This window comes from Xanthomonas sp. 60 (assembly GCF_011761925.1).
The window spans coordinates 36,193-58,142 of the sequence record NZ_JAASQW010000003.1 but is presented as its reverse complement, the minus strand read 5'-3'; the positions used below and the strand labels follow the sequence as shown (position 1 = coordinate 58,142).

At 60.6% G+C, this 21,950-nt stretch carries 26 protein-coding genes; 22 read left to right on the top strand and 4 right to left on the bottom strand.

What is annotated here, in order from left to right:
• Nucleotides 1-47: 47 nt before the first annotated feature.
• Nucleotides 48-716, bottom strand: coding sequence for an NAD(P)H-binding protein (locus tag FHY09_RS07225; protein WP_166925659.1), 669 nt, complete (start codon nt 714-716; stop codon nt 48-50).
• 121 nt (nt 717-837) lie between these two features.
• Here FHY09_RS07225 and FHY09_RS07220 point away from each other — a divergent pair, with 121 nt between their 5' ends.
• Both FHY09_RS07220 and FHY09_RS07215 read left to right on the top strand, forming a co-directional pair.
• Nucleotides 838-1,098, top strand: a complete 261-nt coding sequence (locus FHY09_RS07220) for a DUF3253 domain-containing protein (RefSeq protein ID WP_166925657.1) — start codon at nt 838-840, stop codon at nt 1,096-1,098.
• 39 nt (nt 1,099-1,137) lie between these two features.
• Nucleotides 1,138-1,695 (top strand): DUF1543 domain-containing protein, encoded by a 558-nt coding sequence (locus FHY09_RS07215; protein WP_166925655.1) that lies wholly within the window; start codon nt 1,138-1,140, stop codon nt 1,693-1,695.
• A gap of 40 nt (nt 1,696-1,735) precedes the next feature.
• Here FHY09_RS07215 and FHY09_RS07210 read toward each other — a convergent pair whose 3' ends face one another.
• Complete coding sequence (locus FHY09_RS07210) at nt 1,736-3,394, bottom strand: type IV secretory system conjugative DNA transfer family protein (RefSeq protein ID WP_166925653.1); 1,659 nt, start codon at nt 3,392-3,394, stop codon at nt 1,736-1,738.
• A 121-nt stretch (nt 3,395-3,515) separates the two neighbouring features.
• Complete coding sequence (locus FHY09_RS07205; RefSeq protein WP_166925651.1) at nt 3,516-4,082, bottom strand: hypothetical protein; 567 nt, start codon at nt 4,080-4,082, stop codon at nt 3,516-3,518.
• Between the two features lie 611 nt (nt 4,083-4,693).
• Here FHY09_RS07205 and FHY09_RS07200 point away from each other — a divergent pair.
• The 20 genes from FHY09_RS07200 to FHY09_RS07105 all read left to right on the top strand — a co-directional run bounded on the left by FHY09_RS07200 (nt 4,694) and on the right by FHY09_RS07105 (nt 21,237).
• Complete coding sequence (locus tag FHY09_RS07200; RefSeq protein WP_456362730.1) at nt 4,694-5,032, top strand: TcpQ domain-containing protein; 339 nt, start codon at nt 4,694-4,696, stop codon at nt 5,030-5,032.
• A gap of 15 nt (nt 5,033-5,047) precedes the next feature.
• Nucleotides 5,048-6,070, top strand: coding sequence for a type IV secretion system protein (locus tag FHY09_RS07195; protein WP_208407660.1), 1,023 nt, complete (start codon nt 5,048-5,050; stop codon nt 6,068-6,070).
• Entirely contained in the window at nt 6,067-6,843 is a 777-nt protein-coding gene (locus tag FHY09_RS07190) for a TrbG/VirB9 family P-type conjugative transfer protein (RefSeq protein WP_456362729.1), read from the top strand. The genes FHY09_RS07195 and FHY09_RS07190 overlap by 4 nt, the downstream gene beginning before the upstream one ends.
• Complete coding sequence (locus FHY09_RS07185; protein ID WP_456362728.1) at nt 6,840-8,054, top strand: TrbI/VirB10 family protein; 1,215 nt, start codon at nt 6,840-6,842, stop codon at nt 8,052-8,054. Before FHY09_RS07190 ends, FHY09_RS07185 begins: the two co-directional genes overlap by 4 nt.
• 14 nt (nt 8,055-8,068) lie before the next feature.
• On the top strand, nt 8,069-9,106 hold the full coding sequence (gene virB11 / locus FHY09_RS07180) for a P-type DNA transfer ATPase VirB11 (RefSeq protein ID WP_166925647.1): 1,038 nt from the start codon (nt 8,069-8,071) through the stop codon (nt 9,104-9,106).
• 36 nt (nt 9,107-9,142) lie between these two features.
• On the top strand, nt 9,143-10,051 hold the full coding sequence (locus FHY09_RS07175; RefSeq protein WP_166925645.1) for a transglycosylase SLT domain-containing protein: 909 nt from the start codon (nt 9,143-9,145) through the stop codon (nt 10,049-10,051).
• A gap of 77 nt (nt 10,052-10,128) precedes the next feature.
• Nucleotides 10,129-10,494 carry a TrbC/VirB2 family protein gene (locus FHY09_RS07170; RefSeq protein ID WP_166925643.1) on the top strand — a complete coding sequence of 122 codons (366 nt, stop codon included), beginning with the start codon at nt 10,129-10,131 and terminating at the stop codon, nt 10,492-10,494.
• Nucleotides 10,487-10,801 carry a VirB3 family type IV secretion system protein gene (locus FHY09_RS07165; protein WP_166925641.1) on the top strand — a complete coding sequence of 105 codons (315 nt, stop codon included), beginning with the start codon at nt 10,487-10,489 and terminating at the stop codon, nt 10,799-10,801. The genes FHY09_RS07170 and FHY09_RS07165 overlap by 8 nt, the downstream gene beginning before the upstream one ends.
• A 4-nt stretch (nt 10,802-10,805) precedes the next feature.
• Nucleotides 10,806-13,259, top strand: coding sequence for a VirB4 family type IV secretion/conjugal transfer ATPase (locus FHY09_RS07160; protein ID WP_166925639.1), 2,454 nt, complete (start codon nt 10,806-10,808; stop codon nt 13,257-13,259).
• A 49-nt stretch (nt 13,260-13,308) separates the two neighbouring features.
• Nucleotides 13,309-14,061, top strand: coding sequence for a hypothetical protein (locus FHY09_RS07155; RefSeq protein ID WP_166925637.1), 753 nt, complete (start codon nt 13,309-13,311; stop codon nt 14,059-14,061).
• A gap of 17 nt (nt 14,062-14,078) precedes the next feature.
• On the top strand, nt 14,079-15,086 hold the full coding sequence (locus tag FHY09_RS07150) for a type IV secretion system protein (protein ID WP_166925635.1): 1,008 nt from the start codon (nt 14,079-14,081) through the stop codon (nt 15,084-15,086).
• Nucleotides 15,087-15,118: 32 nt separating this feature from the next.
• Nucleotides 15,119-15,607, top strand: a complete 489-nt coding sequence (locus FHY09_RS07145) for a DUF4189 domain-containing protein (RefSeq protein WP_456362727.1) — start codon at nt 15,119-15,121, stop codon at nt 15,605-15,607.
• A 263-nt stretch (nt 15,608-15,870) separates the two neighbouring features.
• Complete coding sequence (locus FHY09_RS07140) at nt 15,871-16,278, top strand: DUF4189 domain-containing protein (protein ID WP_456362759.1); 408 nt, start codon at nt 15,871-15,873, stop codon at nt 16,276-16,278.
• Nucleotides 16,279-16,512: 234 nt separating this feature from the next.
• Nucleotides 16,513-16,704: a hypothetical protein gene (locus tag FHY09_RS07135; protein WP_166925629.1), complete on the top strand. Its 192-nt coding sequence runs from the start codon at nt 16,513-16,515 to the stop codon at nt 16,702-16,704.
• Between the two features lie 3 nt (nt 16,705-16,707).
• Nucleotides 16,708-17,217, top strand: a complete 510-nt coding sequence (locus FHY09_RS07130) for a DUF4189 domain-containing protein (RefSeq protein WP_166925627.1) — start codon at nt 16,708-16,710, stop codon at nt 17,215-17,217.
• Between the two features lie 410 nt (nt 17,218-17,627).
• The gene (locus tag FHY09_RS07125) at nt 17,628-18,074 is read left to right on the top strand and encodes a DUF4189 domain-containing protein (protein WP_166925625.1); all 447 of its coding nucleotides are present in this window, start codon (nt 17,628-17,630) and stop codon (nt 18,072-18,074) included.
• Nucleotides 18,075-18,590: 516 nt separating this feature from the next.
• Nucleotides 18,591-18,881 carry a DUF4189 domain-containing protein gene (locus tag FHY09_RS07120; protein WP_166926550.1) on the top strand — a complete coding sequence of 97 codons (291 nt, stop codon included), beginning with the start codon at nt 18,591-18,593 and terminating at the stop codon, nt 18,879-18,881.
• Nucleotides 18,882-19,370: 489 nt separating this feature from the next.
• Nucleotides 19,371-19,817 (top strand): DUF4189 domain-containing protein, encoded by a 447-nt coding sequence (locus tag FHY09_RS07115; RefSeq protein WP_166925622.1) that lies wholly within the window; start codon nt 19,371-19,373, stop codon nt 19,815-19,817.
• A gap of 379 nt (nt 19,818-20,196) precedes the next feature.
• Nucleotides 20,197-20,724, top strand: coding sequence for a type IV secretion system protein (locus tag FHY09_RS07110; protein WP_456362726.1), 528 nt, complete (start codon nt 20,197-20,199; stop codon nt 20,722-20,724).
• 3 nt (nt 20,725-20,727) lie between these two features.
• Nucleotides 20,728-21,237 (top strand): DUF4189 domain-containing protein, encoded by a 510-nt coding sequence (locus FHY09_RS07105; protein WP_166925618.1) that lies wholly within the window; start codon nt 20,728-20,730, stop codon nt 21,235-21,237.
• A gap of 127 nt (nt 21,238-21,364) precedes the next feature.
• On the opposite strand, the gene FHY09_RS07100 is transcribed toward FHY09_RS07105, so the two are convergent.
• Nucleotides 21,365-21,526: a hypothetical protein gene (locus FHY09_RS07100; protein WP_166925616.1), complete on the bottom strand. Its 162-nt coding sequence runs from the start codon at nt 21,524-21,526 to the stop codon at nt 21,365-21,367.
• Nucleotides 21,527-21,950: the final 424 nt, after the last annotated feature.

Genomic DNA, 21,950 nt, shown 5'->3' with positions numbered 1-21,950 from the left:
CCTGACCCGGCCGGGGTGCCCGAAGGCAGGGCGGGGCTGTCTGCGGATCAGGCGTCCTGTTCCCCACCCAGTGCGTTGATTTCGCGGTTCTCCACCACGCGCGGCGGGTACTGCATGCGCGCCACGGCGAGCATCGCGCGGCCCAACAGGGCGTTGGTGGTGGCCATCGCCGGCAGGCCTTTGACCAGCGCGCCCTTCAGCGGCCGCGTCAGCGTATGCAGTGTGCGCAGCAATCCATGGGGACTGGCCGTTCCATCTTCGGGCAGGATGCCGCCGGGCCGCATCATCACGGTGGGGATGGGCAGCTGTTCCAGCGCACGCTCGGTCTGGCCCTTGATCCGCAGCGCCATCATGCTGCTCTCCGGGTCCGATTTCGCGCCGGAGACATAGATGAAGCGGCCGTGCGGATTGGCAGCGGCAAAGGCGCGCGCCACGGCCAGGGTGAGGGTGAGCGTAACGCGCCGGTATTCGTCCTCCGCCGTGCCCACCGGCGGTGCGCCAGCACAGTAGAACACCGCATCCATCCCGGCCAGCTGCGCCTGGAGGGCGCCGGCCTGCGTGAAATCCTCCAGCACGATCTCGGCCACGCGGCCTTCGGTCGAACGCGTCGGCCTGCGTGAGAGCAGTGTCACGGCCGTGACGTCCTGCGCTGCCAGGCAGCTGTTGAGAACGCCTTGACCCACGAGTCCGGTGGCACCGGTGAGGAGGACATGCATGGGAGGGCTCACTGCGTGACGGGGAGGGCTGCAGCATACGGTGCTGACCAGGGCAGGCAGGTGAATCGCGGCCGCCGGTATGTGAAAGAAATCAGGCTTCAAGGGCTGATACGCTCGGCACATGGATTCCCTGAGCCGTTGCATCCTCGAACTGCTGGGCCAACGCGCCCCTGCAGCGTCCATCTGCCCTTCCGAAGTTGCCCGTGCGCAGGCGGACGATGAAGCGCAGTGGCGGGGCCTGATGCCATCGGTACGCGAGGCGGCGACGGCGCTGGCACGGTGCGGCGTCATCGAGATCACGCAGGGCGGCACACAGCTTGATCCCGACGCCAGGGCAGCCGGTCCGATCCGGTTGCGGCGCGGGCCACGATTCCCGGGCTGAGGGCGGTACGCTTGTCGGCCTTCCATCCGGCTTGCCCACATGCCTACCGTGCCGCGCAGCAGCCGTCGGCTGTACCTGTTCTACATCGGCGGCACGGCGGGCCGCAGCAACATCGAGGTGCACGACGTGCAGTTCGCTGCGGTCAAGCGCATCCCCGATGCCTATCCATCACTGCGCGATGCCTGGTTCGGGGATCCGTCGAGCCTGCACCTGGACGGCTATGCCGCCGTCGTGTGGGCAGATGGATTCGATGTCACGCTCGCGCCTGCACCCGAGCCCTCCGGCTGGAAACTGTTCTTCGTCAACATGGGCGGCTACCGCCGCGGCGTACTGGCCGAACTGCATGAGTTCGGCCTGTTCGTCGCGCGCGATGCCGCAGGCGCGAAAACCAAGGCGCGCCAGCACCTGCTGGCCGGGGCCGAGCAGCTGCACAAGGACGACCTGCGCGAGGTCGACAACTGCCTGCTGCTGGCGCAGGTGGACGGGCTGTTCGTCCACCTTTCACCCAACCCGCACGGCACGCCGATGACACCGCAATGGCAGGGCTATCGTCCGATCGGGCGCGAGGAGGATCCGCGGGCCGGGGCGTTGTTCTGAGGTGGCTCCCACGGCCTCCCGCGTTGCAGCCCCGGTCGGCTCAGCCCAGCGTCAACGGACGCACGTCCGCCTTCGGAAGCAGGCGCTTGGTGAAGTAGCCGTCCTTGTAATAACGGATCTTCTTGCAAAGGACCGGATGCGCCAGTCCCTCATAGAGAACGATCTCCTTCTCCGGCCCCATCGACTTGAGCTCCTGCGGGAGCATCAGCGCACGCCGTTCGATCACCTCGTTGTCCGAGACCGAGCCGGCCCGGCCATGCGATCTCGTACGTGAGCGGCGCTTGATCGTGGTGTAGCCAAGCATTTCCGAATAATCATTGGCGTCCTGCTGCTCACGAGGCGCGTAGATGATCTGGAGCGCGTGGTTGGTGATGATCGTGCGGGAGAGCTCCTTGCCATAGACCGCATCGAGCTGGGCCATGGACTGGATGATCGGCAGCAGTCGCAGGTTGTAGCCGGCCATGTACGCGACCGCCTTGGAGATGATGTCCACCCGACCGATGGAGGTGAACTCGTCCATCAGAAGCAGGCACTGATGCTTGAGCGTTTTGTCGTTCTGCGGCAGTGTTTTCGTGTTGACATTGATGAGCTGGCTGAAGAACAGATTGACGATCAACCGGCTCTCGGCAAGCTTGTTCGGCTGGATGCCGACGTAGATCGTCATGCGCTTGCGGCGGACATCATCCAGGCGGAAGTCATCGGCGGACGTCGCCGCGTCCAGGACCGGGTTCAGCCAGGGGTTGAGGGGCTCGCGGAAGGAACCCATGATCGAGGCGAAGGTGACATCAGCCTGCGAGAGCAGGCCTGCGAATGCGGTCCGTGCCTGAGGGCTCAGGAAGCTGGCCTGCGAAAGCCCCTGCAGGTAGGGTTTGAGTTCGCCACCGTCGCCTGTCGCCAGGCGCAGCACCTTGCCGAGCGTCGGCGGGCCGCCTACTGGCATCCCGTCATCGGCCTGTTCGAACAGGTACAGCGTGAAGGCCAGGAACGCGTTGCGCGCCTGGCTGGTCCAGAACTTGTCCTTCTCATCGCCGTCCGGATACAGCATGGCGGCGATTGCCTGCAGGTCCGATACGCGGAACGCCGGGTCGGCCGACACGTATGTCAGCGGGTTCCAGCGGTGCGTACGCCGGTCCTCGGCAAAGGGGTTGAAGAGGAAGATCTCATGCCCGATCGACTGCCGCCAGCCCGAGGTGAGGTCGAAGTTCTCCTGCTTGATGTCCAGCACGACCGCTGATTCGCGGTAGTCCAGCAGATTGGGAATGACTACGCCGACACCCTTGCCCGAACGGGTAGGGGCGGCAAGGATCACGAACTGCTGGCCCGTCAGGCGCAGGAGTTTGCCATTCATCTGCCCCAGCACGATGCCGTCGTCCTTCTGCTTGAAGAACCCCTTGTTGGCCAGGTCGATCATGCCGGCGAACCGGGCCTGCCCATGCAGATTTCCGTGGCTGCGCAGCTTGACCAGCATCACCGTCAGAGCTGCCCACACCAGCAGCATGAGCCCGGCGGCAATGATGCCCGCCGCCTTGATGCGCCCTGCGTACGGGAGAACGCGCGGATGGTCGAGATGGCTTATGTACTGGTAATACGTCCCGAACTTGACTGCGCCCATGTCCAGGCCCAGGAACATCAGCGCCAGCATGCCGGCAAGATAGACGGCAGCAAGCGCCAGAAGCAGGCCCAGGGCAGCGGATATCATCAAACGTGTGGTGTTCAAAGCCATTCCTTCGACAGACGTGGACGGAGCCAGCCGGCGTGACGTTGCCCCGCCTGGACGCGGGGGAGGGACGCATGGGCGTGGTGGTCAAGCGGCAAGCAGCTTAAGGGGTCGCGGACGTATCCACCAGAATGTAATCCGCGTTCTTGGACCAGCGCGGCGCGCCATCCTCGAGTTTGATGCAGGGCGCGCCGTCGCACGCGGTAATGGTGACATGCTCCAGCGCCTCCATGACCTCCGCGCGCACCTGTGCACGCTCGGCGCGCTGCACGTTGGTCCAGGCCATGTAGCCCGTTGCACCGAGGATGGCCAAAGACGCCAGCGCAGTAGCGCCCAGAGCCTTCATCGCGAGCGTCTGGATGCGCCTGGCGGTCGCGGCGTGGCTTCGTTCCAACTGGTCGGCGAGCAACTGCAGCCGGTCTCCGCTCTGCGCGATGGCCTCAACAGCGCTGGGGACCTCCGCCGTCAACGCATCGCGTACGGCACCGCGCAGGGTCTGGGCAAGTTCCGCACGTCCCGCAGCAACCCCCTTTCCGACATCGGCCGCCGCCTGCTCGAGCGACGCCGACGCGGCGCGCTGGTCTGCGGCGGCACGTTCGCACTGCTGCGTCAGGTGCCCGGCCAGAAGCGCCGCGTTGGCGACGAACTCTTCCATCTTGGTCTGATCCATTTGTCCACCTCTTCTGGCGCCAAGTGCGCCTGCGCGTCGCATCTTGCCAGATCGGAACGGCGAGGCACACGTTGTGTAAACGTTTTCCGTCGAGGAAAATGGCGGCACTGGGCAGGGCGCGACCACGATCGACGGGTTCGGAGCAATGTGGCGAAAAGTGGGACAACAGTCACATCGTTTTCACACCATTCAGGTGAAGGGTTCGTTATGCTCCGCCCAACTGAAGTAGCGATTTCTGATAGCCGTAATCTTTCTACAGACCTCTTCACAGGACAGCAGGGATAAAAGGACTTTGTTATGGGGCGTTGTTCTAGAGCTGGAAGTTCTGGCTGCCGGTGGCAGTGCGGTGGCAGCAGCCGTCGTACGTCATGCCCGGCACTGCCGGGGACTGCGTTGAATTGATTCCTGGCGTCTTTTGCTTGCTCCCTGTGCGGAGTCTCGGGCAGCGTTCTGCTGCGGTCGTATTACTCGTTGATGGTGACTCTGTGAACTGCAGTAGGTCGAATATGCTGATGAAAAGAATGGCACTGTGTGTGGCCATCGCATGGTTGGCGGGCTGTTCCACACCCGGAGCACCCGAGCCCAAGGGGAAGTGGATGCCGGTCAACCGGATGTCCGAAGTGACGCACGCCATCCCGCTGAACCAGTCCTATGTTTTCCAGGCCGCGCCGGTGGACAGCACCCTCAAGGGTCTGGTCACGCGCTGGGCCAAGGACGCCGGACTGACCCTGGCCTACCTGCACCCGAACGATTACACCCTGTTCGCGCCGGTTGCGCGCATCCGCACCTACAGTGCGGTCGAGGCCGCGGCGGCGCTTTCGGCGGCCTACGCTGATCAGCACGTGGCAGTGGCGGTGGACGGTAACCGCCTGGTCGTCAGCGTCGCGGGCAGCCCGGCGCCTGCGGCAGCCCCGACTGCGGTGGCACCTGCCACCTCTCCTGCTCAGTAACGGAAGGCGCACAGAATGTTCGGCAAGAAGAACACCAATACGCCCGAAGTGGAAAAGGCGGTTGCACAGGGGGTGAGCTTCGAACTCACGCTGGCAGAGCGCGCTCGCCGCAGCGAGAAGCGCGCCTGGATGGTGGCGTGGACAGCGATCGCCATGTCCTTGTTGCTGGCGGGGGGGTACTTCCTTTTCCTTCCGCTCAAGGAAAAGGTGCCCTACCTGGTGGTGGCCGATCCGTACACCGGCACAGCGTCGGTCGCGCGGTTGACGGGCAACTTCGCCGAGCGCGATGTGACCGCCGAGGAGGCCATCAACAAGAGCAACGTGGCGCAGTTCATCCTGGCCCGTGAGTCGTATGACTCGGGTCTGGTCGGCCAGCGCAACTGGCGCACGACCTTGTCCATGGCCGGCCCTGGCGTTGCACCGGGCTACATGGAACTGCACGCGCAGAGCAACCCCGAACGCCCGTTCCTGGTGTATGGCCCCGGCAAGGCGCTGCACGTGCGCATCATGAGCATCGTGCTGATCGGCGGCGGCGAAGGGAAGCGTCCCACCGGGGCGACGGTCCGCTTCCAGCGAAGCATCTACGACAAAGGCACCGGACGGTCCCAGCCACTGGACAGCAAGATCGCCACGCTGGAGTTCGCCTACGATCCGAACCTGCGTCTGAGTGACCAGGATCGTCTGCTGAATCCGCTCGGGTTCCGCGTCAACAACTACCGGGTCGACAACGATTACGCGCCTGCGGTCCAATCCCCGGCAGCATTCGAACCCGCGCCCGCGCCGGTTCCGGCTGCGCCGCAACCGGGTGCAGCCAACGGTTATCCGGGCGCACCGGAAGGCTACCCGGCGTATCCGGACGAAGCTGCAGGCAACTATCCGGCCGCAGCACCGGCCACGGGCGCACCGGCCGCGGCGCCGGCCGGCTACCCGGCAGGCGCCCAGCCCGCCCCGGGTGTCGCACCGGCCACAACAGCCCCGCAGGCGGCTCCGGCCGCGCAGGGCGCCGCAAGGAATCAACAAGGAGGGGTGGCACGATGAGCAGCCTGATGCAGGTTTTCCTGCGCGGCGGCCTTGCGGTACTGGCACTGGTGGCGTTCGCGCTGCCCGCGTCGGCCAAGGTCATTGAAGAGTACGAGTACGGCAGCGACAAGATCTACACCGTGCGCACCGGTCTGGGCATCACCACCCAGATCGAGCTGAGCCCGCATGAGGAGATTCTCGATTACAGCAGCGGTTTTGGTGGGGGCTGGGAGATCAGCCGTCGCGAAAACGTCTTCTATCTGAAACCCAAGAATGTGGACGTGGATACGAACCTGCTGGTGCGTACGGCGGCCCATTCCTACATCTTCGAACTGAAGGTGGTGGCGACCAACTGGCGCGCGCTGGAGGATGCCAAGACATCCGGCGTGCAGTACAAGGTGCGTTTCGTCTACCCGGCCGACACCACGTTCGCCGTCAAGGACGCGACGGCAAAAGAGGTTGCCGCCTCCGAGCTGAGCACCGAGGTCGTGCCTGGGCGTGATTACTACTTCGACTACGACTACACCTACCAGAAGCGCAAGCCGACATGGCTGGTGCCTTCCAGCGTGTATGACGATCGACGCTTCACCTACATCCGGATGGGCGACCGCTTGCGCTTCCCCAGTGGAAACTTCCCGGCGATCTTCGCCCGTGACAGCAAGTCCGGCGAGGAGTTCATCGTCAACTCCACCGTGGAAGGAGACACCATCGTGGTGCATGGCACCTACGCCTACCTCGTCGTGCGGCACGGCGAAAACGCAATCGCGCTGCGCAGGAGACCGGAGCTGTGAACCAGATTCCTCCCAACGAACATGATGAAGAGTCCGCACGCGCGCAGCAGGCGCCGGCGCCCAATCCCTATACCCGGCGCGAACATGCGGTGGATCCGGAGCTTGACGGTGAGTCGCCGTATCTGCGCGCTGATGATGTGCAGCGGTTGAACCGCAAGGCGCTGGTTTTCCTTGGTGCGATCGTCGTGGCGCTCGTCGCACTGGCGATCTGGATCTTCTCCGGCGGCCTGTCCGGCAGGGAAGAACCTGTGCGCAGGGCGCAGACCAGCGAGGTCGTCATCCCGGCCGCGCCGCGCGACTTCCCTGAGCTGCCGCCCGAGCGTCCGACGGTGCAGGCCGCACCGCAGCAGATGGAAGAGCTGCCGCCGTTGCCGGTCATCGAAGACACACGTGCACCTGCCATGCCGATGTCGGGTGGCGGTGGACGCGAGCGCAACGTACTTTCCCTGATGGATCGCCGCATGCAGGACATCGGCGGCAGCCAGGCGCCGGCCGGCTATCCGGGCGAGGAAGAGCAGGGCGGCTATCCCGGCATGGCCGGCGTGCCCGGCATGCCGGGTGCTGCGCAGGCTCCTGCGGCCCCGGCCAGTCCGGCCGACGGCCCGACCAGCGCGCAGCCCCTCTACAAGCCCAATACGCTGCTGCTGCGTGGCACCTACATCCGCTGCGTGCTGCAGGCCCGGGTCATCTCCGACTTCCCTGGATATACCTCCTGCGTGGTCACCGAGCCGGTGTACTCGGTCGATGGCAAGCGTCTGCTGTTGCCACGGGGATCGAAGGTGCAGGGGTCGTATGGCAGCGGCGACATGATCGGTGATCGCGTGGCCATCGTCTGGGACCGCATCACCACGCCCACCGGCATGGATATCAACATGCGCAGCCCGGGCGTGGACATGCTCGGTTCGGCAGGCAATCCGGGTCACTACGACGCCCACTGGGGCCAGCGGATCGCCTCGTCGCTGTTGATCAGTGTGCTCAGCGATGCCTTCAAGTATGCGGCGGCGGAAAATGGCCCGCAGCAGTCGGCGATCGTCAACGGCGCCATCGTGCAGAACCCCTACGAGAGCGCTACGGCCCGCACGATGGAGCGTCTGGCGAACATGGCCATGGAGCGCAACATGTCCCGCCCGGCCACGGTGACCATCAACCAGGGCACGATCGTGAACGTCTATGTCGCGCGCGACGTCGATTTCTCGGCCGTGATCCGGTGAGCGGGGGCCTGGCCATGAATGCCGGAGCGGAGCTCGTCGCGCACGTCGACAATGGGTTCCTCGACTACCAGTACGAGATACTGGGAATCGGGGAGCACATGCGGTCCACGGACGTCACCGAAATCTGCATCAACCGGCCAGGCGAGCTGTACCTGGAAACACGCGCTGGCTGGCAGCGCGTGGACGTGCCGACGCTGACGTTTGAACGCGCAAGGCAGTTCTGCACATCGGTGGTGAACGAGAGCAACACCGGTCAGCGCATCACCGATGCCGACCCGATGGTCTCGCTCACCTTCCCGACCGGCCAGCGTGCCCAGTTCGTGATCCCGCCGGCCTGTGATTCGGGCCGTGTCTCGATCACGATCCGTCTGCCGGCGCGCTTCGGCAAATCCCTGGAGCAGTACGAGAACGATGGCTTCTTCTCGGAAATCCTCGAGCAGGCGCCGAGCATCAGCGACCACGACCGCGAGCTGTGCGAGCTGAGGGCGCAGCGTGACTACGCCGGGTTCTTCCGCAAGGCGGTGCAGTACCACAAGAACATCGTCGTCTCGGGTGCCACTGGCAGTGGCAAGACGACCTTCATGAAGTCGCTGGTGAACCATATCTCCGACCAGGAGCGTCTGGTGACCATCGAAGATGCGCGCGAGCTGTTTCTCACCCAGCCCAACGTGGTGCATCTTCTGTACTCCAAAGGTGGACAGAGCGCGAGCAACATCAGCGCCAAAACGTGCATGGAGGCGTGCCTGCGCATGAAGCCGGACCGCATCATCCTGGCCGAGCTGCGTGGCGATGAGTCGTTCTATTTCATCCGCAACTGCGCCTCCGGCCATCCAGGCTCCATCACCAGCTGTCATGCGGGTAGTACGGCGCAGACCTGGGATCAGCTCGCGCTGATGGTGAAGGCGTCTTCGGAGGGCTCGGGATTGGAGTTCGAGGTCATCAAACGGCTGCTCAAGCTGACCATCGACATCGTGGTCCACATCAAGGCGCATGCGGGACGCCGCTTCATCACGGGCATCGATTTCGATCCGACGCGGGCACTCGCACAATGATCACGCGCATCACTACCAGCGGGGGAGGGCGACGGCATGCTGCCAGGAATTGAAATGATGGCCTGCACCGACCTTGCAGTGCCCAACGAGGTGATGCGCCACGTCGTGCAGGTGGAATCCTCGTTCAACCCCTACGCCATCGGCGTGGTAGGGGGCCGCTTGGCGCGGCAGCCGAAGAACCTTGGTGAGGCGCTGTCGACGACCCGGATGCTTGAGCGTGAGGGCTTCAACTTTTCGCTGGGCATCGCGCAGGTCAACCGGTACAACCTGGCCAAGCAGGGCCTGGACACCTATGAAAAGGCGTTCGGCATCTGCCCCAATGTGCAGGCCGGCTCGCGGATTCTTGCCGAGTGCTACCAGCGCTCGGGGCAGGACTGGGGCAAGGCCTTCAGCTGTTACTACTCGGGCAACTTCACCACGGGCTTCCGGCATGGCTATGTCGACAAGGTGATCGCTTCCTGGCGGGGTGCCACCGTGGCGCAAGGGGTGAGCGCGATTCCGGTCATCCGCACCCAGGCGCCCCGGTCCGCAGGTCCGGTGCGCCAGGTACGTGTGCCCGTGGAGTCCACCTCCGGTCGCGTGCTGCGGCGGATCGAGGAGGCGGCCCTGGCCCGGACGGCGCTGGGGAGCGTGGCAGCGACCCCAGCACCGGTCTATCCCGGTTATCCCGCCAATGGCGCGCCACCGGTGCAGGGCAGTCTTTCGGTCCAGGACGGACAGTCAGGCTCCCCCGCATGGCCCGCTGGACCTGCCCGCGTAGGCGGCATGCAAGCGTCCGATGCGCCCGTGCTGCTGCAGCCGATGGGCGCTCCACCGATTTCACAGCCCGCCGCCGGTGGGGCCAGTAGCCTGCCCGAAAATGGCGCTGCCGCCCCCGCACTCCGGGCTCCGGCTCCCGCGCCCCGCAACGTGCCGCCCGAACGCGATGCCGCTCTTGTTTTCTAGGACCCCGATGTCATCCGGCCCACGGACGGCCATACCCCTGTTTCAACGCAATCCCCCAACCATACGGAGATACACCCATGAAGCATGAAGCAAAGCGTCGCCTGTCTTCCTTCGCCGGCAAGGCCATCGCCACCACCTCCGCCCTGCTGCTGCCGGTGGTTGCCATGGCGCAGGACACTGCGGCAACCGGCAAGGTGACCAGTTTCTTCAACAACATCAACGGCCTGCTCAACGCGGCGTCGCTGGCGGTGGTGACGATTGCGGTGATCTTCGCCGGCTACCAGATCGCTTTCGCACACAAGCGTTTCTCGGATGTCGCACCGGTCCTGATCGGCGGCTTCCTGATCGGCGCTGCGGCGCAGCTGGCCAAGATGCTGGTGCCGGGTGATTCGACCACCGAAACCGGCATGATCATCGTGGAAAGCCTGCTGCGGTATGCATAAGAACGTGTTGTTCCGCGGGTGCACGCGCCCGGCCATGTTCCTGGGAGTGCCGTACATTCCCTTTGCGATCGCGGCCGGCACGTGCATCCTGCTCACGTTCTACATCAACATGTTCTTCCTCGCCCTTCTGCCGATCGTGATCATGGTCATGCGGCAGATGGCGAGGCGGGACGAAATGGTGTTCCGCCTGCTGGGACTGCGCTGGCAGTTCCGCAGCAAGGTCCGCAACATCAAGCACCATAACGGCATGTGGGTGTTCACGCCCAACAGCTACCGAAAGACGCTAGAAGAAACCCTCCCGGACTGACCCCATGCTGTCGCCAGATACCTCGATTGCCGAATTCATCCCGTTGTCTTCGCACGTGTCCCCGCATGTCGTGAAGACGACCGGTGGCGACTTTCTCATTGTCTGGCGGCTCGATGGGCTGCCATTTGTCGGCCGGGAAGAGTGGGACCTGGAGCAGCACCACAAGACTTTCAACCGGATGCTGCAGACACTGCGCGCGCCGGATTTCGTGAACGTTGCCTTCTGGGTTCACGATATCCGGCGCCGTGGCCGGGTCGACATGCGCAGCAGCTTCGGCCAGACCTTCAACCAGGCCCTGTCCGATGATTATTTCGAGCGTTTGTCATCACAGAAAGTGATGCAGAACGAGCTGTACCTGACGATGATCTACCGGCCCATCGTGACCGGAAAGAAGTTCGTCGAGCGCTCCACCGACACCACGCGCCTGCAGTCGGAACAGGACCAGGCCGTTGCCAAGGTGATGGAGCTTGCCGGCAATGTGGAAGCGGTACTCAAGGACTACGCCCCGCGCCAGCTGGGGATGTATGAAGAAGCCAACGGCGTGGTGTTCTCGGAGACTCTTACGTTCTTCGGCTACCTGCTCAACCGTCTCGATGAGCCGGTGCCCGTGCTGCGCGCGCCCGTGTATGACTATCTTCCGGTCGCCCGGCACATGTTTTCGGCCCGGTCGGGCGACTTCGTCATCAATGCGCCTGGCGGCAAGAACCAGTACGGCGCGATCCTCAACATCAAGGAATTCACCGACGCCACCTACCCGGGCATCCTCAACGGCCTGAAGTATCTCGATTTCGAGTATGTGATCACCCACTCCTTCAGCCCCATGGGTCGGCAGGATGCGCTCAAGGTGCTGGAGCGGACCAAGGGCATGATGATTTCTTCCGGTGACAAGGCCGTAAGCCAGATCATCGAGATGGACCATGCGATGGACCAGGTGGCGTCCGGTAATTTCGTGCTCGGTGAGTACCACTTCATCATCGCGCTGTACGCCGACGAGCAGAAGCAGCTTTCGCAGAACATCGCGACCACCCGCGCAGAACTGTCCAATGCCGGCTTCGTGTCGGCCAAGGAAGACCTGGCGGTGTGCTCTTCGTTCTACTCGCAGCTCCCGGGCAACTGGAAGTACCGGACGCGTCTGGCGAACGTGAGCTCACTGAACTTCCTCGGGTTGTCACCGCTGCATAATTTCGCCACTGGCAAGCGCGACAACAATCCCTGGGGTGAAAGCGTAACGGTTCTGCAGACCACGAACGGCCAGCCGTATTACTTCAATTTCCATTACAGCCACCCGGCGGAGAATTCGTTTGGTGAAAAGGCCATCGGCAACACGATGGTGATCGGCAAGTCCGGTACGGGCAAGACCGCGCTCATCAACTTCCTGCTGAGCCAGGTGCAGAAGTACGACCCGTCACCGACCATCTTCTTCTTCGACAAGGACCGCGGCGCGGAAATTTTCGTGCGTGCCTGTGGCGGGAACTACCTCGCGCTGGACAACGGCCAGCCCACCGGCTTCAACCCGTTCCAGTGCCAGCGCACCGACGCGAACGTCCAGTTCCTGGGCAATCTGATCAAGGTGCTGGCGGGCAAGACCAGCTACACCGCACGCGAAGACGAGGACATTTTCCGTGCGGTGGAAAGCATGCTGGACATGCCAAAGCACCTGCGCACCATGACCAATTTCCAGAAAAGCCTGCCGAACATGGGCGACGATGGCCTGTATGCGCGCCTGCGCAAGTGGACCAACGGCAATACGCTCGGCTGGGTGTTCGACAATCCGGTGGACGTCATCGACCTGGAACGGGCCAACATCATCGGCTTCGATTACACCGACGTGCTGGAAAACGCGGAAGTGCGCGTGCCCGTGGTGAACTACCTGCTGCATCGTCTGGAAGAGCTGATCGACGGCCGGCCGCTGATCTACGTGATGGACGAATTCTGGAAGATCCTGGACGGCGGTGGAGCGCTGAAGGATTTCGCCAAGAACAAGCAGAAAACCATCCGTAAGCAGAATGGTCTCGGCATCTTTGCAACGCAGAGCCCGGAGGATGCGCTGGCGAGCGATATTTCGGCGGCGCTGATCGAGCAGACTGCTACCCTCATTCTGCTGCCCAATCCCAATGCCTCCCGTGATGACTACATCGAAGGGCTCAAGCTCACCGATGCGGAGTTCGAGGTCGTGGTGAATCTTGACGAGCGTTCACGCTCGTTCCTGGTCAAGCAGGGGCAGGCGTCGACGGTATGCCAGCTCAACCTGCGCGGCATGGACGACGTCCTGGCAGTCATCTCGGCCAGCACGGACAATATCGAAGTCATGGACAAGGTCCTGGACGAAGAGGCGCAGCGCCATGGCGTGGCGGCCAATGAGCTGACCCCGGAACAATGGCTGGAGGCCTTCTACGCCAACCGCAAGGGCACTGGCCGAAGCAAGCCTGCAGCAGCACGACAGACAGCCCTGCGATGACGTATCACGAGGCTGTTGATAACGAATCTGATCAAGTACGAGGTGGAACATGACAATCAAAGGACACCGTCGCAGCGCTGACCCGTCGAGCTTCCGTCGCGCGTGGACCCGTACCTTCGGCCAGCGCATTCCATTGCCGGCTGCGACCCGATGGATCGTCGCGCCCGTGGCTGTGGTGTCGCTGCTCGTTACCGGCGTCGCCATGGCGGCGTGGCAGGTGAATGATCGCACCACCCAGCGCGAGATCCGCGTTGTCCAGGACCGTCTGGGTTCGGGCAACGTCAACGAGCGTCTGAACGAGTTGAACAAGAAGCTGCGCGTCGCACCCCGGTCCGGCAGTACCACCGCGATGGTGGTCGAGCCCTCGGGCGATGAAAAGCTCGACGCGATGCAGCCCACCACGGTGAGTGTCGCGATCGATAAACAGTGCGCCGCAGGCACGTCGACAACGCTCGGACAGCAGCAGCTGGCATTGTGCCAGGAGCTCGTACGCACGGAACTTGCGCAGTACCGGTTCTCCATGCGCATGTTCGAGCGAGCGAAGGAAAACTATGATCGGCTCAAGCAGATCGAGGACAGGCGACGTGCGTTGGGCGCCAACGATTACGCCGATGTCCAATACAACACGAACGAGCTCATCGCACTGAACACGTTGATGGACAATGATCGTGACCGCTACCAGACGTACATGGCCGCGTACGAGGCCCGCAAGGCCTATATCCAGACCTCGCGCTCAGCGCTGACGCGTAATGCGCTCAAGGGCAACGGCAGCCTCAGCTTGCCGGGCCTGCCGGGCATCTAAGAACCAGGAGCAGTTCGATGGGCGGTTTCGATTTCAGCGGTTTCATTCAGTGGGCGTTCTTCTCCAAGATTTTCGACCTCGTCAACACCGAGGTGGAGAAGTTCCAGGCCGACCTGCTGCTGCGCATGATGCAGTGGGTCGGTGGCATGGCGCTCACGCTCGTCACGCTGTGGGTATTGATACAGGGCTTCATGATCATCACCGGCCGCAGCCGCGAGTCGCTGATGGGTCTGGTCGTGAGCTCGCTTCGTGCGTTCCTGGTTGTGATCGCCGCGACCACCATGTCGTTCGCGGGTACGAATCTCACCAAGCTGCTCACCGATGACCTTCCTGGCGCAATCCATAATGTTGTGACGGGTGACGATGAAGACGTCGAGGACTCGATCGACGATAACCTCAAGGCCATGGGGCTCATTTTCGCTCTGATGGACGCGTTGCCGGTGAGTGGCGACAACCAGAATGCTGACGATCAGCGCCAGATCGTCAATTTGACCGGCATCGGCATCGCGGGGCCCTCAGTCATTGGCGGCGCCATGCTGCTTCTTTACAAGCTCGCCTTGGTACTTTTTGTCGGCTTTGGTCCCCTGTTCATTCTCTGCCTGGTCTTCGACCAGACGAAAGAGCTGTTCAAGAGGTGGTTGCTCTACGGGGTCGGCACAATGTTCTCGATGGCCGTGCTCGCCTTCATGGTGTCACTGGCGACCAAACTTGTCGCGGTGACAGCGGCCGCAATGCTGGTGGCCTACGCGGCCTCCAGTGGGATGTCGGGAGGCCTCGGTTTCGGCGGCGGCCTCAATTCCGCGGCCATTCAGCAGGGCGGAATAGGATTGCTGATGTCGGTGCTGATGGTGATGACGCCGCCGATTGCCGCGATGTTCTTCAACGGGACACTTGGCCAGTTCGCAGCTAATTCGAGCTTCGGTAACCTGGGCAGGAATAGCACGGGTCAGATTTCGGATTACAAGCAGGATTATGTCAGGCCCAATAACGGGAGTGATGCGGGGCAGGAAGGTAGGAAAAAATAATTTCGATCTCATTAGGGTTACACTGCAATCAAATGGTCTGCCTCTGCATAGGTGGGCTGATCAAGGATATCCGAATGAAAAAAGCACTACCGCCGATTATCTTCCTCCTGCTCGTCGCATCCTCGCCGACGACTGCCTATGCGCAGTACCAACCAGGCAGTACGGGGTACAACACCGTCGTCGTGCCAGGTAATTCTCTCGGCAAGGAATCGCGGAGGGAGCCGGACAGCTGGGGCGCTTTTTCCCTCGGCGTTGGGGGCAAGTTTGGCTGGAGTGAAGGTGCGAGGACCGAGCGAGAAGCGCGCAGAATGGCGCAGGCTGACTGCGTTCGTAACGGAGGTACGCAGTGCGAGGTCGAGCAGACGTTCGTGAATGCATGCAGTGCTCTTGCTTGGGGTATAGACAACTGGGCGACCAGAGCCGCTCCGCCAAGGAAGCTGAGTCTTGAAGAAGTGGAAGCTGATGCGCTGGCGAGATGCGGACCTGATTGCACCATCATTCGCAGTAGCTGTCCGTTATAGCCCTGCAGCCGAATCCTTGGAAACTTCGTTGCTTTAGGGGGTTTTTGTTGCCATCTGCGCGTATTGCTGTCTACATTGCGGTCGCTGGCATCTGCGAACGCTATGCTTGCAGGGATCAAACAGTTCTGGGGCAATACGGTAGAGCGGTCTATGATGCAAGCCCGTCCTGGCGGCGAGGAGGTGGGCACAGATCTCCAAGTTTTTCGTGTTTTCAGGTGAGAGGGATTGAAGTGAGATCGTTCCGTGTCTTGGTCGCACTGTTCATGTTCTCATTCCCGCCGCTCGTGAGTGCGAGTCCCGCTGTTGCCGGCTCAGCCCCTACAGCGAGTACCACGGGTGAGCAGCAGGACTGGCTGGACGAGATGCTGGCGAAGCCCGGAGACCGGTGGGGTGCATTTGCCATGGGCATTGCATTCAAATATGGCTGGTCGAATGGACTGCCTAGCGAGCCTGAGGCGCGGCGTGCTGCCGAGGCCGATTGCGCAGAGAGTGGTGGCGAGGATTGCCGTGTCGAAAAGACCTTCCTGAATCAATGCGGTGCACTCGCGTTGGGAACCGAGAACTACGGCATGGAGTTGCGTCCAACAGGTTCGAGACGCCCAGAAGAGTTGCGTCGAGCGGCACTCAAGCTGTGTGGTGCAGGGTGCACGGTCGTGCGTGAAGGGTGTTGATGTCTGATCGCAGGACGTAAGGGGCAAGAAAGGTTTGAAGCCGTCCGGGGCCCTCACTCATTGGCGTCGCCACGCTGGTTTTTTACAAGCTCGCCTTGGTGCTTTTTGTCGGCTTCGGTCCACTGCTCGTTCTCTGCCTAGTCCTCGACTAGATGAAAAAGCTGTTCAAGAAGTGGTTGCTCTACGGGGTCAGCACAATGTTCTCGATGGCCGTAGGGCGGAATGGGATTGCTGATGTCAGTGCTGATGGTGATGACGCCGCCGATTGCCGCGATGTTCTTCAACGGGACACTTGGCCAGTTCGCAGCTAATTCGAGCTTCGGTAACTTGGGTAGGAATAGCACGGGTCAGATTGTGGATTACAAGCAGGATTATGTAAATCCCGAAACTGATCAAAAAATGACCGAAAATGGCAAGCGGAGATAGAGTGTGAAATTGCTTAACATACCCTTTAGTTCTTTTGACATAAGTGCTGAAGCTTCGGTGTTAAGAGCTATCAATGCCAAAATCGCATTGTCAATTTTGTTAGCTGTTGTCTCACCCAGCGCATTCGCGCAATATCAGCCAGGATCGACTGGATACAATACGGTGGTTGTGCCGGGCGCTGGCATCTCGCAGCGAGGGGATCGTCGAACGCCGAACCGCTGGGGTGCTCTGTCTCTTGGCTTGGGAGGAAAGTTTGGGTGGACCATCAACGCCGAGTCTGAGAGGCAAGCTAAAAAGCTGGCAAATCAAGATTGTGCACGTAGTGGCGGCAATGACTGTCGCGTAGAGACAACATTTGTCAATACCTGCGCTGCCTTGGCTTTAGGCGAGGAGGACTGGACGATCTACTACGATTCCCCCGAAAACGGACCACTGGAAACTGTGGAAGCCGAGGCCGTAAAGCGCTGCGGTTCCGGCTGTCAAATTGCCAGAAGCGGGTGCTCGATTTACTAACGCTACCGCCAAGCGCACAGCAAATAGCCTTGCCAGAGGATCCATGTATCCCTGGTGGCGCACATCGCTTCAATGGCGATAATGGAGCGGTGATTCTAGGATAATCCCGCTCGGGCCTTTCGGCGGGGCGCAATAGCATTGCTGATGTCAGCTTTTATACGAATGACGCTGACAGTTGCCCCGACGTTTCTCAACGGAACGTTGAATCCGTTCGCAGCCAATTGGAGCTTCGGTAACTTGGCTGTAAGCAGCACGGGTCAGGTTTCGGATTAAAGGCAGGATTGTGCGCGGCCTGATAATTCGAGCGAATCCAAGGTAAGCGGGCCCAATAATCAGTAGATTTCAAGTGTGAGCCGCGTCCCGAGTAGGGCGTTCAGTTTGGTGCAGGTTGCTTGGTTTGAGAGGTCATCATGAAGCGCATGTCAGCTATGTTTGTGGGATCTCTATTGATCTGTGCGTCATCCTTCGGCGCGTATGCTCAATATCAGCCAGGTAGTACGGGATACAACACGGTCGTCGTGCCCGGCAATTCTCTTGGAAAAAACGGCACTCGCTCAGTTAATCGCTGGGGAGCACTTTCTCGGGGGGCAGGGGGTAAGTTCGGCTGGAGCTCTGGAGCGGAAACGGAGAGTGAGGCTCGGGTTAGGGCGCAGGACGACTGCATCCGCAGCGGCGGTACTGAATGTAAGATCGAAGGGACGTTCGTTAATTCGTGCGGCGCGCTCGCTTGGAGTCCGGAAGCCTGGGCCTTAACTTATGCCCCTCCGGAAAAATCAAGTCAGTCGGAGCGGGAGGCTGATGCGCTCGAACGTTGCGGTGCCGGATGCAAAATTGTTCGTAGCGACTGCTCGCTCTGAGGGCTCACTCAGAAAAATCGTGGCTGGTAGAGGAGCTGTGCGGCCGCGAGATACGTACTTGTCGCATCGGTGTTGCTGTAGCAGGAGGCCTGCCTCTTGTCTGTAAGGCGCCGTACCAACCCGGTACGCCCGGATACAATTCCGTGATAATTCCTACGAGTTGCATCGCGAGCGAACGAAACGCCTGTAGTTGCTGGGGCGCATATTCCCAACCCCCCGGACATAAGTTTGGCTGGGTTCTTGGTGCGCCCTCAGACCGCGAGGCTACGCGGCTGGCGAGCGAGGAGTGTTTCCGAGCTGGCGGCCTCGGCTATGAAATAAAGGCGACCTTTAGGGGGTTGCATTGCTTCGAGGGCCAATCATGAACCGCATATCTGCTCTGTCGTTGGAATTTTTATTGATCTCATTTGGCGCTTTTAACGCGTCTGCCCAGTACCATCCTGGTAGTGCCGGATACAACACGGTTGTAGTTCCCGGGAACTCTCTTGGGAAGTTTGGTACTGGCTCTATGAATAGCTGGGGTGCTTTTTCGCAGGGATCAGGGGGACGGTTGGATGGACCACTGGAGCGAGGTCAGAGCGTGAAGCGCGGCGAGCTGCACTTGCCGATTGTGTCCGCAATGGTGGTGCCGAATGTGAAGTCGAAGGTACGTTTGTCAATTCCTGCGGTGCCGTCGCGTTCGGACCGGAAAACTGGTCTGCAAGTTATGCTCCGCCCCAGAGCATGACACTTCATAAACTAGAGGCCAAGGTGCTTGGAAGGTGTGGCGCCGAATGCAAAATTGTCCGAAGCGGTTGTTCCCTTTGAGTTCGCGGACGGTATTGACCGCGTTCTTGCCACGTACCATCGGACGTCTAATGCCCGTAGGGATCACATGCTTGATCAGGTAAAGAATTGTATCTACGCTCGCAGCGATACGTTTGACCTCTACGCCGTATTTATGTCCTCATAAGAGCTTATGGCGCCGCCAGGCGTCATGAGCTCTCCAGAGGCAGCTGGGTTAGTTCGCACTTGGTCCAGCGTTCGTATTTGGAGTAGGAACAGCGGGCTCCAGCTCTTGGATTCCAAGTGCAGCTACCTTGGCTTACAAAGGCTGCAATTTTTTCTGAGCTAAGCGTCGTGCGTGAATCCAACTTGGGTAGTCCCAATGAGAAAAATCGCGGCTTGTTGTGGGGCTGTGCGACCGTTAGATACATACCTTTCGGATAAGAGGCGTCAGGATTAGTTAGGTGTTTCTAAACGGCTCCGACGTTGGCTGGGTTATTTTTTATTTGGATATCGAATACAGGGATTTGTATGAGAATCGAGCGAGCCTTGGCAGTAGTGTCTATCGCAGTTCTCCTAATGCCACTTACTCTTCATGCTCAGTATCAGCCGGGTAGCACGGGATACAATACCGTGGTCGTACCTGGCAATGCCCTTGGCAAAGACGCGGCCCGTTCGCCGAACAGGTGGGGCGCCCTCTCGTTGGGTACAGGGGGAAAGTTCGGGTGGAGCATGGGAGCTAGGACGGAAGAGGAAGCCAAACGCATGGCACAGGATGATTGTGCGCGGAATGGGAGTCCCGATTGTTTGGTGGAACAGACGTTTGTGAACACATGCGGAGCACTCGCATGGGGTGTAGACAACTGGACTACGAGTTTTGCACCGCCTCGCAAGTCGAGTTTGCGGGAACTTGAACTGGAAGCGCTTTCGAGATGCGGCACTGAGTGCACCATTATTCGTAGTGGTTGTTCACTTTGAAGAGAATTAGCGCCTGGAACAGATGTAATTAGGCTCGACTGCTGCTGGCGGAGAATTCAACGCTACAGGGTCGTAGGAGTGTTAATGTTTCACTTCTTGAGTCAAAAGTTTCCTGGTGAGCGTGATTGGTCAACACTCTAATGTTGTTAATATTTTTACTTAATGACCGTTAGAGGGCGAGCCGTCAAGACGCGCGTCGCGCGCTTTCGGCTACCTCGTTGCCCCAATCACGGCGCACGGCATGGAGTTGCGCCGAGCAGGTTCAAGATGCTCAGAAGAGTTGGCGTCGAGCGGCACGCGAGCTGTGTGGCGCGGGGTGCAGGGTCGTGCATGAGGGCTTTTGATGTCTGATCGCAGGACGTAAAGGGCAAGAAAAGGCTTGAAGCCGTGCGGACCCTCAGTCATTGGCGGCGCCATGCTGCTTCTTTACAAGCTCGCCTTGGTACTTTTTGTCGGCTTTGGTCCACTGTTCATTCTCTGCCTGGTCTTCGACCAGACGAGAGAGCTGTTCAAGAGATGGTTGCTCTACGGGGTCGGTACAATGTTCTCGATGGCCGTGCTCGCCTTCATGGTGTCACTGGCGACCAAACTTGTCGCGGTGACAGCGGCCGCAACGCTGGTGGCCTACGCGGCCTCCAGTGGGATGTCGGGAGGCCTCGGTTTCGGCGGCGACCTCAATTCCGCGGCCATTCAGCAGGGCGGAATAGGGTTGCTGTCGTCAGTACTGATGGTGATGACGCCGCCGATTGCCGCGATGTTCTTCAACGGGACACTTGGCCAGTTCGCAGCTAATTCGAGCTTGGGTAACCTGGGCAGGAATAGCACGGGTCAGATTTTGGATTACAAGCAGGACTATGTAAATCCCGAAACTGATCAAAAAATGACCGAAAATGGCAAGCGGAGATAGAATGTGAAATTGCCTAACATACCCTTTAGTTCTTCTGGCATAAGGGCTGAAGCTTCGGTGTCAAGAGCTATCAATGCCAAAATCGCATTGTCAATTTTGTTAGCTGTTGTCTCACCCAACGCATTCGCGCAATATCAGCCAGGATCGACTGGATACAACACGGTGGTTGTGCCGGGCGCTGGCATCTCGCAGCGAGGGGATCGTCGAACGCCGAACCGCTGGGGTGCTCTGTCTCTTGGCTTGGGAGGAAAGTTTGGGTGGACCATCAACGCCGAGTCTGAGAGGCAAGCAAAAAAGCTGGCAAATCAAGATTGTGCGCGTAATGGCGGCAATGACTGTCGCGTAGAGAAAACATTTGTCAATACCTGCGCTGCCTTGGCTTTCGGCGAGGAGAACTGGACGATCTACTACAATTCGCCCGAAAGCGGTCCTTTGGAAAGTTTAGAAGCAGAGGCTGTCAGGCGCTGCGGTTCCGACTGCCAAGCTATCAGAAGCGGGTGCTCGATTTACTGACGCACCGCCAAGCACATAAGAAAATAGTCTTGCCAGCGGGCGCGCGTATCCCGGGCGGCGTATATTGCTGCAATGGCATAAGCTGCAATGGCATAAAATGGGAGCGTTGATTTCACGGTAATCCCACTCAGGCCTTTCCGCGTGACGTAATGGGATTGCTGATGTCAGTGTTGATGGTGCAGCTCAGTTCGGCCGTGATGATCGAGTGCAGCACGCCTCGGCGGCTTTGGGCGCCGCTGTCATCCATCGGGAGGAGCGGCATGGGCGCGGCCGTGTTGGAGCTGGCCATGATGACCCTCCACACTGCCCATGGCAGGGCAGAATATAGGAGCGGGTAATCAGGATGCCGAAGACGCAGTGCGTGCACTGCCACCGCTCAGAGAGCCAGGTGCATCCCTTCAGCGCGATCGCTGACTGGATTTCGTTCTACAGCCTACGGCGGCGTCACCGAGCGCCGACGATGATGACCAGCTGTGGTCTAGGCCGCTTCATTAACCGCATGGCGCGAGCAAGGAGCGGCGGGCCATCGCATGCATTACTGGGTGTGATGGTGCCCCGCAAACAATCCTTGCGCATGCGCTACGTACGCCAAGTCCTGATTCTTCTTGACCGCAATGGTGTCTCAGAAAGCGTTACGCACAGCAGCTGGATCGTAGGGTCTGCAGATGCCGTGGAACGTGGATGGAGCGCCCAAGGTTTGGATTTCGCCTCGC